Here is a 15,416-nt window from a genome sequence, read left to right as displayed (position 1 = left end):
GGCATTTAGAGCGGGGGCAAGTTGACGTGCGGTTCCCGGGCCGGAGCCTCAGCTGTTTGCCAGGGTGCGGGCGAGGAGGGGAAGCAGGCGGTCCCAGTGGCGCTGCAGTGCGGAGGGGGTGAAGGCGTCGGTGTCGGACATGGTGAAGCCGTGGACGGTGCCGGGGTAGATCTCGGTGGTGTAGCCGACACCCGCGGCATCCAGGGCCTGGTTGAGCTCGCTGATGGCTTCGGGCGTCAGGTCGTTTTCGGCGAGACCGAGGTGGACCTGGGCGGTGAGCTTGGGGATGAGGCGGTGCGGGCTGTCGGGCGCGTCTGTGACCAAGAAGCCGGGATGGAATCCGGCGACGGCGGCCACCTGGTCGGGGTGGGCCGTGGCGGTGCGCATTGCCAATGCGGCGCCTATGCAGTAGCCGATCACAGCGACCGGTCCGGCGCTGACCTCGGGCCGGGTGGTGAGGAACCTGAGGTAGGCGTCGGCGTCGCGCAGGACGCGTTCGGTGGTGTGTTCCTCGATCAAGGGCATCAGCTGGGAGATGACCGTGGGTCGGATCTCCTCTCCGATGTGCTCGGGAAGTTCGGTCACCGGTGCCGGGCCGTGCCGGTAGTAGAGGTTGGGGACCAGCACGTAGTATCCGTGCTCGGCCAGTTCGCGGGCCATCTCCTCCAGCACGGGCCGCACGCCGAAGGCGTCCGTGTACAGCAGTACCCCCGGGTGCCGCTCGCCACGGTCGGGGAAGGCGGCGAAAGCGTCGGCCTGGCCGTCCGTGGTGGGAATCTGCAGTGTCTTGGTGGGCATAGCGGATCTTCCTTCTGTTGAGGTCAACCCGGCGATGTCCTACGACCGCCGGGCAAACCGTTGCGAACGGTAGCAGCGACGATCACCCCATCCGCCACCAGACGGCCGGCCGTGACCTGACGCGACAGCACAACCTGGCCGAATCCCCGCCCCGGCTTCTCGGTGACCGGTGTCTGTGTTGGCGGCACAGAGTTCGCATTACCTGTCACCCGGGCCCGGCGGCGGTGGCCTCCGCTACGCCCGTCCGCGTCCCGCCCGAGAGGGAACCCGCCGTGCTTTCCCGGGCACGGGTGGGTCAGGAGGGTTGGTAGCGGGCTCTGATGTGGAACCGTTCGCCTTGGGGGCCGACGATGCTCAGGAGCTCGACGGGATGTGCGTCGGCGTTGCCGAACCAGTGCGGGAGGTGGGTGTCGAATTCGGCGACCTCTCCCGCGGTGAGGACGAAGTCCTGGTCGCCGAGCACCAGGCGGAGCCGTCCGTTGAGGACGTACAGCCAGTGGTATCCCTCGTGTGAACGGGGATCGGGTTCGAGGTTGTTCGGGCCGGCCGGGAGGATCTGTTTGAACGCCTGCAGGCCGCCGGGGTTGCGGGTCAGCGGGACGACGGTCATGCCGTTGTGGGTGACCGGTCGGGGATGCACCCGCGGATCGCCGCTGGCCGGGGCGTCGACAAGCTCGTCGAGCGGCACCTGGTAGGCCCTCGCCAGAGGGAGCAGCAGTTCCAGGCCCGGTTTGCGCTGTCCGGACTCCAGGCGGGAGAGGGTACTGACCGGGATTCCGGTGGTCTGGGACAGGGCGGTCAAGGTGGCTCCACTGCGGCGGCGCAACTCGCGCAGTCGCGGACCGACCGCGTTGAGCACGGCGTCGAACTCCTCGCTCATCCCCCGACTATGCCCACGTTTTTGCGGTTTCCGCAAATATTTTTGTCAATCGGTCATTGGCGGGGCAGGTTGGTCCCGGAGGTGGTCACAATGACCCAACACAGCAGTCGGTATGACGTAGTGATCGTCGGCGGCGGGCCGGCGGGCTTGAGCGGGGCACTCATGCTGGGCCGCGCTCGACGGTCGGTCCTGGTGATCGACAGCGGTCAGCCCCGCAACGCGCCAGCGGAGCACATGTACGGGTTCCTCTCCCGCGACGGCGCCCCGCCCGCCCAGCTACTGGACATCGGACGGCAGGAAGCGGCCAGCTATGGGGGCACGTTCCGCACCGGCAGAGCGCGGTCGGCGACGCGGGAGGACGACGGGTTCGTGGTCGAACTCGACACCGGTCCCCCACTGCGAGCGCGACGGTTGCTGGTAACCACCGGCATCACCGACGAACTGCCGGACATTGCCGGGCTGAAGGCACGGTGGGGACGCGATGTGCTGCACTGCCCCTACTGCCACGGCTGGGAGTTCCGCGACCAGCCGATCGGCGTCCTGGCCACCAGCCCGATGGGCGTGCACCAAGCCCTGATGTTCCGCCAGTGGACCGACCAGCTCACCCTGCTGCTGCACACCGGCCCCGAGCCCACCCATGAGGAGCGCGAGCAGTTGGCCGCGCGCGATATCGCGGTCGTGTCCGGCGAGGTGTCGCGCCTGGAGACCGCCGATGACCGCCTTTCCGGTGTGCGCCTGCGCACCGGCGCGATGATCCCGCTTCGGGCGCTGGCCGTGGCGCCCCGCGCTGTCCCCCATTCCGCGGTGGTGGACACACTCGGGCTGGAACCCGCCCCGCACCCGCGCGGACTCGGGGAGCACATCGTCGCCGACGCGACCGGCCTGACCCCGGTACCGGGACTCTGGGTCGCGGGAAACCTCGCCGACCCCACCGCGAACGTCCTCGCGGCAACCGCTTCTGGTTCCACCGCCGCGGCAGCGATCAACGCCGACCTCACCGCCGACGACACCCGCCGCGCCGTGCGGGCCCGCACCGAGCCCTGCACCGCGGAACCGGAAAGCCCGCCACTACCAACAGGCTAGGGCTGCCGGCGCCGCGACCACTGACCGCACCAGACCCACCAGCGAGGTAGGACGTATGGACGCACAGTTCTGGGACGAGAAGTACGGCAGCAGCGACCAGGTCTTCAGCGGTGCCCCCAACGGGGTGCTCGTCACCGAAGTCACCGACCTGGAGCCAGGGCAAGCACTCGACGTGGGCTGCGGTGAAGGCGCCGACGCACTCTGGTTGGCCCGACACGGATGGTTGGTCACCGCGATCGACATCTCCCGGGTCGCCCTGCGACGCGCCGCCTCCACGGGCGCGGACACCGCCGGCCGCGTGTCGTGGACCCGCGCCGACCTGACCACCACGCCACCACCGGCTGGCGCGTTCGACCTGGTTTCCGTCCAGTACTTTCCGCTTGCCCACGAGCCGCCCCACACCGCGCTGCGCGGTCTGCTGGCCGCCGTCGCACCTGGCGGCACCCTGCTCATCGCCAGCCACGACCTCGCCGACCTACCACCACGCCACGAGGGCGGCTTCGACCCGAGCGACTACTACCAGCCCGCCGACATCGCCAGGCTCCTCGACAGCAACTGGACCATCCTGGTCAACGAAACCCGTCCGCGAACCACGCCTCCACCCCCGGGCACGCCCCACACCCACGACACCGTTCTGCGCGCCCAGCGCACGCGGTAACGCTGCCTGTTCTCGGTGGAACTCGCCGGGACAATAGCGTGATCAGGCCATGGGGGAAGACCGGCCCTCGCGCATTGCGCCGAAGAGCCACCATCTGCGAGGTACCGCACCAGCGGCCTTCCTCGTAGATGACTCCGCGACCTCACTCGTTCAAAGAACACTGCCCCCCCGAATCGTGGTCGGCGTATCGTTTGCTCCTTGGGCCGGGGACGGCGCATGGTGCGCGGGCTGACTTCCAGCCGCTCCGCCAGCACCTCCCCGGCCAGTCACGGCGCGCCTGGAGCAGACCGAGCACTGACAGCGGCCGTGCTGAGGTCTTCGGCATGATCCTCAGACTGACCCAAAAAGCGGACGCACCCTGACCGCTTTTTCTGTGACGGTGGTTTTGTGCCCAACAACGAGAACGACCGGAAGGCCCCGGCCACCGTGACCGCGGCGACCACGCTCTCCCCCACCCTCGACACCGAGGTCCTTGACCGGAGCGGCCGGATTGCGGCGCCCGGCTTGGCCGACGAGCGCGCCGCGGTCTGAGCCCGATGACCGTTCTCGACACCCGGGCGCTCAACCGCGCGACGCTGGCCCGGCAGTTGCTGCTCGATCGTGCCGACATGCCGGCGCTCGACGCCGTCGCGCACCTGTGCGGCATGCAGGCGCAGGAACCGCAGGAACCGTTCGTCGGGCTCTGGTCGCGGCTGCGCGGCTTCGCCCCGGCGATGCTCTCGGACCTGCTGACCGGGCGCAGTGTGGTGCGGACCCATCTCATGCGCCGCACCATTCACCTCGTCACCGCCGACGACGCCCTGGCCTGGCGGGCCCGCCACGACACCATGCTGCGCCAGCGGGTACTCGGGGTCTTCCGCGGCGAGCTCGACGGGGTGGACCTCGACGAGCTCGCCGCGGCGGGCCGGGCGGTGATGGGCGACGGCGAGCCCCGTTCTATGGGCGAGCTCGCGCGGGCGCTCGCCGAACGCTGGCCGACTCCGGGGACGCGGGCACTCGGCGAGGTGCTGACCTCCCTCGTCCCGATGGTGCAACTGCCGCCGCGCGGACTGTGGCGAACGAAGGCGGGGGTGCGCAACGCCCCACTCTCATCCTGGCTGGGTCGCGAGATCGACCCGCCCTCCCCGGACGGTTCCGATCCCGTGGGCCAGGCGCTGCTACGGCGCTACCTGGCCGCGTTCGGCCCCGCCGCCTCGGCCGACCTGCGCGCCTGGTGCGGCCTGGCCGGGCTGCCGGCCGCGGTCGCCGCGATACGCGAGGAGCTGGTCACCTTCCGCGACGAACGGGGCCGGGAACTGCTGGACCTTCCCGACGCGCCGCGCCCCGACCCCGACACACCCGCCCCGGTGCGGTTCCTGCCGGCGTTCGACAACGCGGTCCTCGGCTACCACGACCGCAGCCGGATCATCGACGACGCCCACCGCGGCCTGTCGGTTACCGGTGCCCGTTTTGTCCTGGTCGATGGCCGGGTTGCGGCCACCTGGACCGTCGAGGCCGACACGGTGGTTGTCACCCCACTGCGGCGCTTCTCCCCGGCTGAGCGCACCGCCGTGGCCGAGGAGGGACAGGCGCTGGCGTCCTTCCTCTCCGACAACGACAGCACCCGCGTACGGATCGCCGAGCCCGGCCCCTGAGCGCCGCACTTGCGAAACGACCCGACGAGATTCGCCAAGCCGCCATACGGAGGGACTTCCGTACAGGTCGGCGAAGATCCGGATGTGCTCAACAATGCTGGTCGAGGACGCGACATACGAACGCGTGCTTCGCGTCGGTGTAGGCCTCGCGGTCGTGGGGATGGTCGCGGGCAGCTTCGGCTTTCAGGCCGGCGTATTCCTGGGCAAGGGCGGGATCCGCGCGAAGCGTGTCGCGGAACGCGATCTGTTGGTGCCAACGCGGCTCGTCCGGCCGCATGAGGTGCAGATGCGCGAGCCGGTGCTGACCGGATGCGTCGGCTCGGACGACGAACCACCGCCAGGGACGCTGATCGAGTTCGCGGGCGACGAAGAACCACGAGGCGGCCGCCAGGGTGTCGTGCCGGGCCGCGATGGCCGCAGCCGGATCCACCGCGGTTGCCTGCAGGTCGATGACGGGTTTGGCCACAAGATCCGGAACCGCTGTCGACCCGACATGCACCACAGGGCTGGACAGCCAGTCGTCGAGTAACTGGCGGACCTCCGCGGCGAAGTGCTCGGCATGTCCGGCCCACGCAGGATCGGGTGCCGCGAGACGAACCTCTTCAGCGGCCCACGCCGGCCATGCAGTGCCCTCGTCCGGTTCCATACTGGCAACTCTCGCAGCTTGCTGGTGGCTCCTAACGCCCAGGACGAACCACGACGCGCCGACCGTGAGCAGCCCCCGCCATCAGACAGGAAACGCCCGGACTCCCTACCCCAACGCGATGAGCAGGCTCAGCACTGCCAACACGATGTTTACCGGCACCATCGTGTAGCGCTCCGGTTTGCTCCGCGAGATCGCGTTCTGTCCGATGCCGAACAGGCAGTACGCGAACACGATCCACATCCCCACGACGGAGAACGAGTCGGGGAACACATCGACCAACCCCGCACGGTCGAAGGCGATCAGCGCGATGAGTGCGTAGACCGGGAACGCCACGATACTCCCGATCCGAAACCGCCGAGGCAGTACACGATGCTGGCCTCCCCATGCGAAATGCCCGAGCGGGGCGCCGCACACCAGCGCAAGCTGGAAGAGGGCCAAAAGGGCGAGCAGTGTGGCGAGGAGAAGAGGGGTGAGCACGTTCGCGAGCGTATACGGACCAGAACGCTTCCGGTAGCCGGTCTCCCTTTTGGGAGTACAGGGCATCCTAGAATCGCGCCATGACGGAGCGGCAATGGAGCAGTTTTCCCGGATGACGGCCAACACCGAGGGTTCCGCCGCCGACGTCGAACGGATCGAGCGGCACGCCATCGGCGCGTGGCCGGCGCCGGCCACCCACTGTTCCGACGGCTGGCTCCTGCGCCACACACCGGGTATGCGGCGGCTGCGCTCCGGCAACACCGCCCTGCCGCCATCGCCCGACGGTGCCGGCCGCTCTGGACTGGCAGTCGTCGAGGCGTTCTACCGTGACCGCGGCCTGCCCGCCGCGATCCAGGTCAGCCCCGCCGCACAGCACACCGAACTCGACGCGTACCTGGCCGGGCGCGGCTACCGGTTCGACACCCCGGTCCACGTGCTCACCGCCTCCGCCGAGCCCGTCGCGACCGCGCCACAACCCGCCGCCGCGTGGACGGTGCACCTCGACGACGCGCCCACCGCGCCGTGGCTGGCGGCGTTCGTCGAGCTCGACGCCCAGCATGACAGCCGCGCGATCGCCGACCAGGTGATCGCCAAGATCAGCCTTCCCGCGGCCTACGTACGCATCGATGCCGGCCACCGCACCGCCGGAATCGGGGTGTTCGTAGGCGGCGACGACCGGTGGGCGGGCGTCTACTGCATGGCCACCCATCCCGAGCACCGCCGGCGGGGTGTCGCGGCAGCGGTCCTGCGGGCCGGCGCCCGATGGGCCGCCGAGCGCGGCATCGCCGGCCTGTACCTGCAGGTGGCGCAGTCCAACACGGCCGCACACACCCTGTACACGCGTACTGGGTTCACCCCCGCCTACAGCTACCACTACCGGATCCGCCACACCGGCGCCGAGCCGCAGGCAACCGGCGAGTAGCCGACCCGCCGTGCTCCGGGAGCGCGGCGGCCACCGCTGCTGGCCAGGTACCGGGTGAGCGCGGATCTCCCCCGATGAGATAGCTGTTACATGCGGGAACGCTGAAGGATTCGACCGCGGCCCCGAGGCCATGGGAAGCCATCCCAGGATGCGCAACGGAGGCAGCCGCGAGGCTTTGGGCCGCGTTTCCGCACCGGAACGAGCGGGACCGAGAGGCGAAAACGGATTGCCGGCACGGTACGGGTCGCTTCTAGGCTGCCCGGATGAGCGACACCAGCAGCACCGCCGACATGACAGAGAACAACCGGCGGCACTGGGACGAGCGGGTTCCGATCAACACCGCGAGCTCGTTCTACGATCTCGACGGGTTCCGCGCCGGCGACGGCGACCTCGACCGGTTCCAGATCACCGAGCTCGGTGACGTCACCGGCCTTGATCTGGCCCACCTGCAGTGCCACATCGGTCTGGACACTCTGTCCTGGGCACGCCGCGGCGCCCGCGTCAGCGGCCTGGACTTCTCCGCGCCGGCTATCCGGACGGCATCCGACCTTGCCGCCGAGATCGGTCTGGACCACCGGGCCCGATTCGTTGCCGCCGACGTCTACGACGCCGCCGAGGAGCTCGGGTCGGGTGCGTTCGACGTCGTCTACACCGGCAATGGCGCGCTGATGTGGCTCTTTGACATCGATCGTTGGGCGCGCACCGTCGCCGACCTGCTGCGGCCGGGCGGGCGGCTCTACCTGGCGGAGTTCCACCCGCTCACCGACGTCCTCGACGACGACCGCGGTGCCACTGTCGTGCGCGACTATTTCTCCCGCGACGCGCGCACCTACGACTCTCCGGGCTCGTACGCCGATTGGGAGGCTGAGACCACGCACAACACCGTTACCGAGTGGCACCACACCCTCGGCGACGTCATCAGCGCCGTCGCCGGTGCCGGCCTGCGTGTCGAGTTCGTCCACGAACACGGCACCATCCCGTTCCAGCGTTACGGCGCGCTCGTCGCCGACGGGGCGCGCTTTGTCTACCCCGACCGATCCGCGCGCCTGCCGTTGATGTACTCGCTGGCCGCCTCCGCGCCCGCGTAGAGGGCGGTCCGCAGCGCGTCCTCGGCACGGTCGGCTCTGCTGGGACAGCTCTCCCACCGCGGGGCGCGGAGGTAGGTTCCGTGGCGTGCGACCGCGGAGTAACGGCTGGCGCCGGACACTCAGTGCGCGGTGGTGACGATGATCTTGCCGAACTGGGTGTCCGACTCCAGGTGGTGGTGCGCCTCGACGATGTCGGTCAGGTCGAAGACGCGGTCGATCACCGGTGCGAGCGCGCCGGAGCGCAGCCCCGCATGGATGAACCGTTCGGCGCGTCGAAGCCGCTCCTGGTCGCGGGCGAGCCCGAGCACCGAGTAGATCCGGATGTTCAGGTCGTACGGGAACGCCGGGAAGGGCAGGAAGTCGGGGAAACCGTTCTGGAATCCGTAGCTGAGCAGTGTCCCGCCCGGGGCCACGGCACGGGCGAGCTCGTTCATTCCGGGCCCGCCAACCGCGTCGAAGGCGACCTCGGCGCCATGGCCGCCGGTCAACTCCTGGACCCGCGCGAGCAGGTCGTCCTCCTCGGTGACCACAACGTGCGCGGCCCCAGCATCAAGTAGCCGCTGCTTCTTGGCGCGGGTCCGTGTGGTGGCGATCGGCACGGCGCCCAGGCGGTTGGCGATCTGGATGGCGGCCAGGCCCACACTGCTCGACGCTGCCGTGACCACCACCGTGTCACCGGGGCGGACACCGCAGACCTCCGCCAACGCGCCGTAACCGGTGAGGTAGCTGAGCCACAGGGAAGCGCCGGTGATCGTGTCCACCGTGTCGGGCCGGTGCAGCACGGAGGCCGCCGGCACGACGGTCGCGTCGCCATAGACGCCGTAGTCGCTCAGGTGGAATCCCGGAACGGTGCTGACCGCGTCTCCGGTCTTGAGCCCCTCGACGCTGGGGCCGACCGCCTGCACGGCGCCGGCCGCCTCGTAGCCGATCCGGGCCTCGGGGAAGGACGGCTGCACGTAGTACATGCCGGCGCGGAACCACGCCTCGGCGCGGTTCAGGCCGATCGCGTCGACGCTGATGCGCACCTCTCCGGGTCCTGGCTCGCCGAGGTCGACGTCGCGCAGTTCGAGCACCTCGGGGCCGCCGAGCCGTTCGAGGAGTACCGCTCTTGCCATGGGATGAGTCCAATCCGGTGGTGTGTTCTGCACGCTCACCGTATGAAGACCGGTAGGTATTTCCTATGTTCCAAGATCCTCCTGTGATGTCTGTTCGTCTTTTACATCAGGGAAAAACGATACGGTTGGTCATATGGACGTGCTCAGCGACGTCATCATGGCCATGCGTACCGGCCGGCCGCACTCGAACCGCACGTACCGGCGGGCCCCCTGGGCCGTGCGGTTCCCACCCTTCTCCGGGATCGGGTTCCACGTTGTGCTGCAGGGGTCGTGCTGGCTCACTCCCTCGGAGGGTGAGCCCGCACCGCTGGGGGTTGGTGACGTGGTGTGCGTGCTGCCGCACTGCGCTGAACACGTGCTCGCCGACACCCCCTCGCCCGCGGTGGCGGACACCCTCGCCGAGTCCCTGACCTCCCCCGAGGGAGAGAACGGCGACGCGGCCGACGACGCCGCCACTGTGCTGCTCTGCGGGGCCTACCTGTTGGACCAGTCCCGCCCGCATCCACTGGTGGCCGAGCTTCCCGGAGTCATCCACGTGCCTGCCAGGGTGGGCCGCCACCCATCGCTGCGTTCCGCGATCGGCCTGCTCGGTGCCGAGCTGGAGCAGCCGGGGAAGGGCACGGACGCGATCGTGCCTGCGCTGTTGGACTCGTTACTGCTCTACATCCTTCGGGCCTGGTTCGACGAGCAGGCCGACCACCATGCGGAGTCCGGGTGGGCCGCGGCCCTGGCCGACCCGGTTGTCAGCGCGGCGCTGCACAGCATCCACGACGACCCGGGACAGCCGTGGACCGTCGAGACGCTGGGCGCCAGAGCGGGCCTGTCGCGTGCGCCGTTCGCTCGGAGGTTCACCGCACTCGTGGGCCGGCCACCCTTGGCCTATCTCACCTGGTGGCGCATGACCGTGGCGGCGCGGCTGCTGCATGACCCGGACCTGGTGCTGGGCCGCGTGGCCGAGCGGGTCGGCTACACCTCCGAGTTCGCCTTCGCCAAGGCGTTCAAGCGCGAACACGGCACGTCTCCGGGCCGGTACCGGCGCATGGCTTTGGGCTGAGGCTGCCAGCACACATCCACCGGTCCAAGCTGTGCGGCTCTTGTCAGGTGAGCCCGGAGGGTCCCCGCACTCGGAGGACCGGCGGCACGCGCCGCCGCGTTGCTACTCGGCTTCTGGTTCCTCGCCGGGTGGGAACAGGTGCGTCCAGCCCTGCTCGACCGAGGCGCGGCATCTGTCGTGTTGGTCTCCTGCGCTGGTGAACAGCGCGGTCAGCATGGGGACGCCGTAGTCGAGAGTCTGGCGCGGAAGGGGGCCGTTGGCGACCAGGGACACCAGCCCGTGGGCGATGGCCCAGCTCTGGGTGGCCAGTTCCAGCGGGTCAATGTCGGCGCGGAGGCGGCCGGCGTCGTCCCTGGCCCTTCGGGCGGCCTGCACCAGGTACTCCAGGGTGTCGTCCGCCGCCTGAAGGTCCTCAAGGTCGAAGGTCGCGTCGAACATGACCCGGTACAGGTCGGGGTGGTCCAGGGCGTTGCCGAGGTAGCCGGCGACCAGGACTGCCAGGTCCCGCACGGGGTCTGCGGACATCGCCACCGCGGCGAATCTGGCTTTCAGCCGGGTGAAGCCTTCCTGGCGCAGCGCCTGCCACAGGCCGTCCATGTTTCCGAAGTGGGTGTAGACGGCCATCGTCGACACACCGGTCCCGTCCACCAGTGAGCGCAGGGTGATGGGCTCGCGGGTGCGGAGCATGTGCGCGGCCCGCTCGATGAGCATGGTGCGGACCGCGGGATCCTTCGTCCTGGCCATGCCACCAGAATACATAGTATTGCAATGCTATAGTTCGGAGTTCCCGAGTCCGCACGGCCCTTATGACAAGGAGTCAGCATGGCCATCACCCTGGTGAACCCCGAAGGACTGCCGAAGGTCGACATCTACCGGCAGGTGTCGGTCGCCACCGGATCGAAGCTGGTGTTCATCGCCGGCCAGGTCGCCCGCGATGCCGACGGCGGCAGAGTCGGCGAAGGCGACCTCGCCGCCCAGGTCGAACAGTGCTACCTCAACATCGGCACCGCCCTGGCCGAGGTGGGCGCCTCCTTCGGCGACGCGGCGAAACTGACCATCTACCTCGTCGACTGGACCCCCGACAAGATGCCCCTGCTGCTGGAGGGAGGCGCCCGCGCCTCCGCGAAGCTGGGCATCACCTCGACCCCGCCCATCACCGCGATCGGCGTTGCAGCCCTGGCCGAACCCGACCTCCTGGTCGAGATCGAGGCCACCGCGGTTATCGACTGAACGACCCCGCAGGATGGGCCAACCGGATGCGGCCAGGCGCACGCGCCCCGCACGCCGTTGGCGGTGCGTGCCCCGCGCACTGGTCGACCGGGGCACCCGTGACCTGGCCACGGGTGCTGGCGACGTCACCGCCAGCACCGTGCACGCCCCGGCCAAAGACATGAGGTGCAGCGGTTGGCCGACTTGTGGTGCCCGTATCTGGGCAGGGATGGCTGAAGGGCTCATGCGCCGCCCAGACCTACCCCCGCGCCGTCACCAAGCGGTCCTGCTGCGCCAGCCGAACCACCGGAAGGACTATTAGCTAATGAGGGGGACCGGACGCGGCCGATGACGGTCGGCGAGCTTTCCCGCCGCACCGGGTGCCGGCTCACCCCGCCACGAACCTCGTCGGTTCCCCCAACAGTGTCCGGGCGCCTTCCACGTCGGCCAGGCGTGCGGCGAGGGTTCGGGCGGCCAGGTGCGGCGGCAGCGCCGCGGTGAACTTCAGCCCTTCCAGGGCTTTCTCGCTGACGTCGGGCAGGGCGATGCGGTCGGTGGCGCCGTCGCGGGCGGCGGCCCACGCGGCGGGGTCGACATCCTCGCGAAGCCGCAGGTAGCTGTCGTGGACCTGCTGGCCGGGGGCAACGAGACCAGCCAACGTCGCACGCAGCGTCAGGTTGGCCCGCGTGCCCGCCCACGTCCACCAGCGAACATCGCCCGCGGCCCGGCTGATGACCGACCCGGCCGACCACACGTGCTCCTGGTGCCGCTCCCGCGCGGTGGCCAGCGCGCCAACCGCCCTGCGGGTGAACCGGACCGGCGGATCCGCGCCCACCAGGACCGCGCGTACGGCGCGGCTCAGCGCGAACGACGCGCCCGTCCGGTCGGCGGAGTCCCATCGGGCCTTACCGCCACCGTCCTCGGCGGGTTCCACGAAGCACCGCTGCCGTTTCCAGTCCACCCCGGTGACGGCCCAGCCGCGCCCGGCCAGCAGCAGCCGACGCGGCCCCTCGTCGTTCTCCCGCGCGCACAGCAGAGCGGGGTTGGCCCGCCCGATCTCGGTGCGCCCGTGCAGCACCACAAACTCCGGCGGCGCGGTGAAGACACTGGTCAGCTCCATGAAATGGCGCCAGCCGAATCTGCGTTCGGCTTCGGGACCGATCATCAGCATGCCGCCGTCGCGCTGCACGAACCCCTCACGCAGCAGGTGCGCGACGATCGGATCGCCCCGCTCGAACGGCTCCAGCCCCGGCCACCACTCCTTCCACAGATGCTCCCCCACCTGGGACTCCTGCAAGCACAACGCCAGCAACTGCTGGGCGATGATGTGGCGGGGTTCGGCAGTGGGCACGACCGGTTCGACCCAGTGGCGGCCCCACAGATGCAGCAGCCCCGCGGCGCGCAGCAGCCCCGTCTCGTCCAAAGCGAGGAACAGGCAGTTGCGTTGGCCCCCCGAACGCCGCCCCGTGCGGCCGATGCGCTGCAGGAAGGAGGCCACGGTCGCGGGGGCGTTGATCTGTATGACCCGGTCCAGGTCACCGACGTCGATGCCCAGCTCCAGGGTGCTGGTGGCCACGATCACGCAGTCGCGGGCTTCGCTGAACGCCTGCTCCGCGCGGCGGCGCTCGTCCACCGACAGCGAGGCATGCGACAGGAACGTGGTGACACCCCGGCTTCGCAGCGCGGCGCCGAGCTGCTCCACCGCCTGCCGGGAGTCGCAGAACACCAGCCGCTTCTCGCCGGTGTGCAGAGCGGCGATAACCCTGGCGGCGTTGTCCAGCGATCCGACGTAGTCCAGCTCCACCTCGCCGGGCGGAGGCTCGCTCGGCGCCGCGGTCCCCGTCAGGCCGGCCTCCGGCGCGATGACCCGGCCGGGACGCTCGCCCGCGCCGCTGCCCTGCAGCCAGGCGAGCAGCTCGCCGGGGTTGCCAACCGTGGCCGAAAGCCCCACACGCTGGATGGGCTGCCCGCGCAGCCGGGTGAGCCGCTCCAGCACCGCCAACAGGTGCCAGCCGCGGTCGTCGCCGGCGAAGGCGTGCACCTCGTCCACGACGACGGCCCGCACACCCGCGAAGAGCTCCCGGTGGTCGGCCTTGGTGCTGACCAGCATCCCTTCCAGCGACTCCGGGGTCGTCAGCAGGACGTCGGGCCGGTCACGCAGGATACGGCCACGCGCCGCCGTGCCGATGTCGCCGTGCCACAGCCCCACCGAGCGCCCCATCCACCCGGCGTAGCTCTGCAGACGCGGAAGCAGGTTGTTCAGCAGCGCCTTGATCGGACAGACGTAGATCAGGGAGACGCCGCTCCAGCCGCCGGCGGCCATGGCCGAAAGCAGCGGGAACACCGCCGCCTCGGTTTTGCCTCCGGCGGTGGGCGCGAGCAGCACCGCGTCCTGGCCGTCGACCAGCGGCGCCAGTGCCTCCCGCTGCAGTGGCCGCAGCCCGGGCCAGCCAAGCGTGTTGACCACGTGGTGGGCCAACGTGGGGTGCAGCAGGTCGAGAGTGCTCGGGCCGGTCACAGGTCGAGTTCCACCTCATCGGCGGTGTCGGCGCGCTGGGTCCAGGCGCTGCGTTCGACGTCGTTGAGATCGGTGGCCGTGATGGTCAACTGGTAGTGCAGGCGCGGATCGAAGTCCTCGATGTCGTTGACCCGGTCGATGACATCGACGAGTTTGCGCAGGAACATCCGGGGCGCCACCCCGACCCGCCCGCCGAGCTCGCCCGCGACAGCCTCGGCCAACCGCAGCAGGTAGCTGTCGTCGACGCGTTCGCGCACGCGGGCGGGCGCCTCGGCGCCCTCGGCGTAGAGGTCGCGCACGGCGATACCCAGCCGGTGCAGTTTCTCCAGGTCGAAGCCGGTCAGCCGGACCTGGGCGGCGCGCAGGTTGTCGTGGCGCGGGTCAGCCACGAAGTCGGTGGCCAGCCGCTGCGCCAGCGGGGCGAGCCGCTGGATGCCCTGCTGCCCGTCGTAGAAGGCGGGGGTGCCGGTGATGACCAGGTACAGGCCGGGAAAACGGCCGGCGGCGATCTCGTCGAGGAGCTGGCGCAGCGCGTTGAGCGCCTTCTCCCGCGTGTCGGTACGGGCCCGCTGCAGGGTCTCCAGTTCGTCCAGCACCACCAGCAGACCGGGGTGTCCGCAGTCGCGCAGCAGGATCAGCAGCCCTTGGAGCGCGGCCAGCGCACCGAAGTGGTCGAGGTCGCTCTTGATCCCGGCGTAACGTTTCGCCGCGGCGGAAACGTTGGGCTGACCGCCGAGCCAGGCGATGAGCGCTTCCGCGACCGCGGCTTCACCTTCGCCCCGCGCCCGGTGGTAACCGCGCAGCGCGGCGGAGAAACCGGGGTTGGCGCGCGCGACGCTGGCCAGGCGCTGCTCCAGGAGCCGGTCGACCTCGGCGGCGAGGCGCTCCTCGTCGGGACCGTCCGCTCCGGTGGGCACGGCACCCTGGTCGAGGACGTCCTCCTCCAGCGTGTAGACCCAGTTGTCGACGAGTTCGCGCAGCGCGCTGGGCGGCAGCGTGGCGGTGGAGAGCCGTTCGGTGAGACGCCGGTAGACCGTCTCCAGCTTGTGCAGCGGGGTCTCGGTCTCCGAGACCTGGATCTCGGTCACCGCGAAGTTCGCGTGTTTGGCGCGCTCGCCCAGCCACCGGGCGAAGAACGTCTTGCCCGCCCCGTACTCGCCGCGTACCCCCTTGAACCCGGCGCCGCCCGAAGCCGCTGCCGCCAGCTCCTTGTCCACGGCACTCTCGAAACGCTCCAGCCCCACCGCGAACAGGTCGAGCCCGGAGGGCGGAACGGTGCCGCGCCGCAGCGCGTCAATGACCTCGCGGCGGCGGGCCGCACTGACGTTGGCCAA

General features: G+C 70.1%; 16 protein-coding genes. 8 read left to right on the top strand and 8 right to left on the bottom strand.

The genetic code is table 11. The features are described 5' to 3' along the window. Window positions 1–48: 48 nt before the first annotated feature. Window positions 49–798 (bottom strand): dienelactone hydrolase family protein, encoded by a 750-nt coding sequence (locus tag F4561_RS12335; RefSeq protein ID WP_184578307.1) that lies wholly within the window; start codon window positions 796–798, stop codon window positions 49–51. A gap of 295 nt (window positions 799–1,093) precedes the next feature. After that, window positions 1,094–1,678, bottom strand: a complete 585-nt coding sequence (locus F4561_RS12330; RefSeq protein WP_184578304.1) for a helix-turn-helix domain-containing protein — start codon at window positions 1,676–1,678, stop codon at window positions 1,094–1,096. Window positions 1,679–1,768: 90 nt separating this feature from the next. Here F4561_RS12330 and F4561_RS12325 point away from each other — a divergent pair, with 90 nt between their 5' ends. The 4 genes from F4561_RS12325 to F4561_RS12310 all read left to right on the top strand — a co-directional run bounded on the left by F4561_RS12325 (window position 1,769) and on the right by F4561_RS12310 (window position 5,053). Then, window positions 1,769–2,761 (top strand): NAD(P)/FAD-dependent oxidoreductase, encoded by a 993-nt coding sequence (locus F4561_RS12325; RefSeq protein WP_184578301.1) that lies wholly within the window; start codon window positions 1,769–1,771, stop codon window positions 2,759–2,761. Window positions 2,762–2,816: 55 nt separating this feature from the next. Beyond that, a complete protein-coding gene (locus F4561_RS12320; RefSeq protein WP_184578298.1) occupies window positions 2,817–3,419 on the top strand; it encodes a class I SAM-dependent methyltransferase in 603 nt (200 codons plus the stop codon). 387 nt (window positions 3,420–3,806) lie between these two features. Then, window positions 3,807–3,950, top strand: coding sequence for a hypothetical protein (locus F4561_RS12315; RefSeq protein WP_184578296.1), 144 nt, complete (start codon window positions 3,807–3,809; stop codon window positions 3,948–3,950). Window positions 3,951–3,955: 5 nt separating this feature from the next. Further along, window positions 3,956–5,053 carry a winged helix DNA-binding domain-containing protein gene (locus tag F4561_RS12310; RefSeq protein ID WP_184578293.1) on the top strand — a complete coding sequence of 366 codons (1,098 nt, stop codon included), beginning with the start codon at window positions 3,956–3,958 and terminating at the stop codon, window positions 5,051–5,053. An 88-nt stretch (window positions 5,054–5,141) separates the two neighbouring features. Here F4561_RS12310 and F4561_RS12305 read toward each other — a convergent pair whose 3' ends face one another. Both F4561_RS12305 and F4561_RS12300 read right to left on the bottom strand, forming a co-directional pair. Next, complete coding sequence (locus F4561_RS12305; protein WP_184578289.1) at window positions 5,142–5,699, bottom strand: GrpB family protein; 558 nt, start codon at window positions 5,697–5,699, stop codon at window positions 5,142–5,144. Window positions 5,700–5,804: 105 nt separating this feature from the next. Then, the gene (locus F4561_RS12300) at window positions 5,805–6,176 is read right to left on the bottom strand and encodes a hypothetical protein (RefSeq protein ID WP_184578285.1); all 372 of its coding nucleotides are present in this window, start codon (window positions 6,174–6,176) and stop codon (window positions 5,805–5,807) included. 94 nt (window positions 6,177–6,270) lie between these two features. On the opposite strand from F4561_RS12300, the gene F4561_RS12295 reads away from it, so the two are divergent. Next, on the top strand, window positions 6,271–7,098 hold the full coding sequence (locus tag F4561_RS12295) for a GNAT family N-acetyltransferase (protein ID WP_184578282.1): 828 nt from the start codon (window positions 6,271–6,273) through the stop codon (window positions 7,096–7,098). 263 nt (window positions 7,099–7,361) lie between these two features. Next, a complete protein-coding gene (locus tag F4561_RS12290) occupies window positions 7,362–8,186 on the top strand; it encodes a methyltransferase (RefSeq protein ID WP_184578279.1) in 825 nt (274 codons plus the stop codon). 119 nt (window positions 8,187–8,305) lie between these two features. On the opposite strand, the gene F4561_RS12285 is transcribed toward F4561_RS12290, so the two are convergent. Next, window positions 8,306–9,301, bottom strand: a complete 996-nt coding sequence (locus tag F4561_RS12285; RefSeq protein WP_184578275.1) for a zinc-dependent alcohol dehydrogenase family protein — start codon at window positions 9,299–9,301, stop codon at window positions 8,306–8,308. Between the two features lie 133 nt (window positions 9,302–9,434). Between F4561_RS12285 and F4561_RS12280 the strand changes: the two genes are divergently transcribed. Next, complete coding sequence (locus tag F4561_RS12280) at window positions 9,435–10,355, top strand: AraC family transcriptional regulator (protein ID WP_184578269.1); 921 nt, start codon at window positions 9,435–9,437, stop codon at window positions 10,353–10,355. A gap of 102 nt (window positions 10,356–10,457) precedes the next feature. Here F4561_RS12280 and F4561_RS12275 read toward each other — a convergent pair whose 3' ends face one another. After that, on the bottom strand, window positions 10,458–11,099 hold the full coding sequence (locus F4561_RS12275) for a TetR/AcrR family transcriptional regulator (RefSeq protein ID WP_184578264.1): 642 nt from the start codon (window positions 11,097–11,099) through the stop codon (window positions 10,458–10,460). A 78-nt stretch (window positions 11,100–11,177) separates the two neighbouring features. Between F4561_RS12275 and F4561_RS12270 the strand changes: the two genes are divergently transcribed. After that, window positions 11,178–11,585: a RidA family protein gene (locus F4561_RS12270; protein WP_184578261.1), complete on the top strand. Its 408-nt coding sequence runs from the start codon at window positions 11,178–11,180 to the stop codon at window positions 11,583–11,585. A gap of 367 nt (window positions 11,586–11,952) precedes the next feature. Here the strand turns inward: F4561_RS12270 and F4561_RS12265 are convergent, their stop codons facing one another. Next, a complete protein-coding gene (locus tag F4561_RS12265) occupies window positions 11,953–14,082 on the bottom strand; it encodes a DEAD/DEAH box helicase (protein ID WP_184578257.1) in 2,130 nt (709 codons plus the stop codon). Beyond that, on the bottom strand, window positions 14,079–15,416 hold the full coding sequence (gene brxD / locus F4561_RS12260) for a BREX system ATP-binding protein BrxD (protein WP_184578254.1): 1,338 nt from the start codon (window positions 15,414–15,416) through the stop codon (window positions 14,079–14,081). The genes F4561_RS12265 and brxD overlap by 4 nt, the downstream gene beginning before the upstream one ends.

The sequence above is a fragment of the Lipingzhangella halophila genome (genome assembly GCF_014203805.1).
In the GTDB taxonomy this organism is placed as follows: domain Bacteria; phylum Actinomycetota; class Actinomycetes; order Streptosporangiales; family Streptosporangiaceae; genus Lipingzhangella; species Lipingzhangella halophila.
Note: the sequence above shows the minus strand (reverse complement) of the source record. Positions and strands in the feature narration are given on the sequence as shown.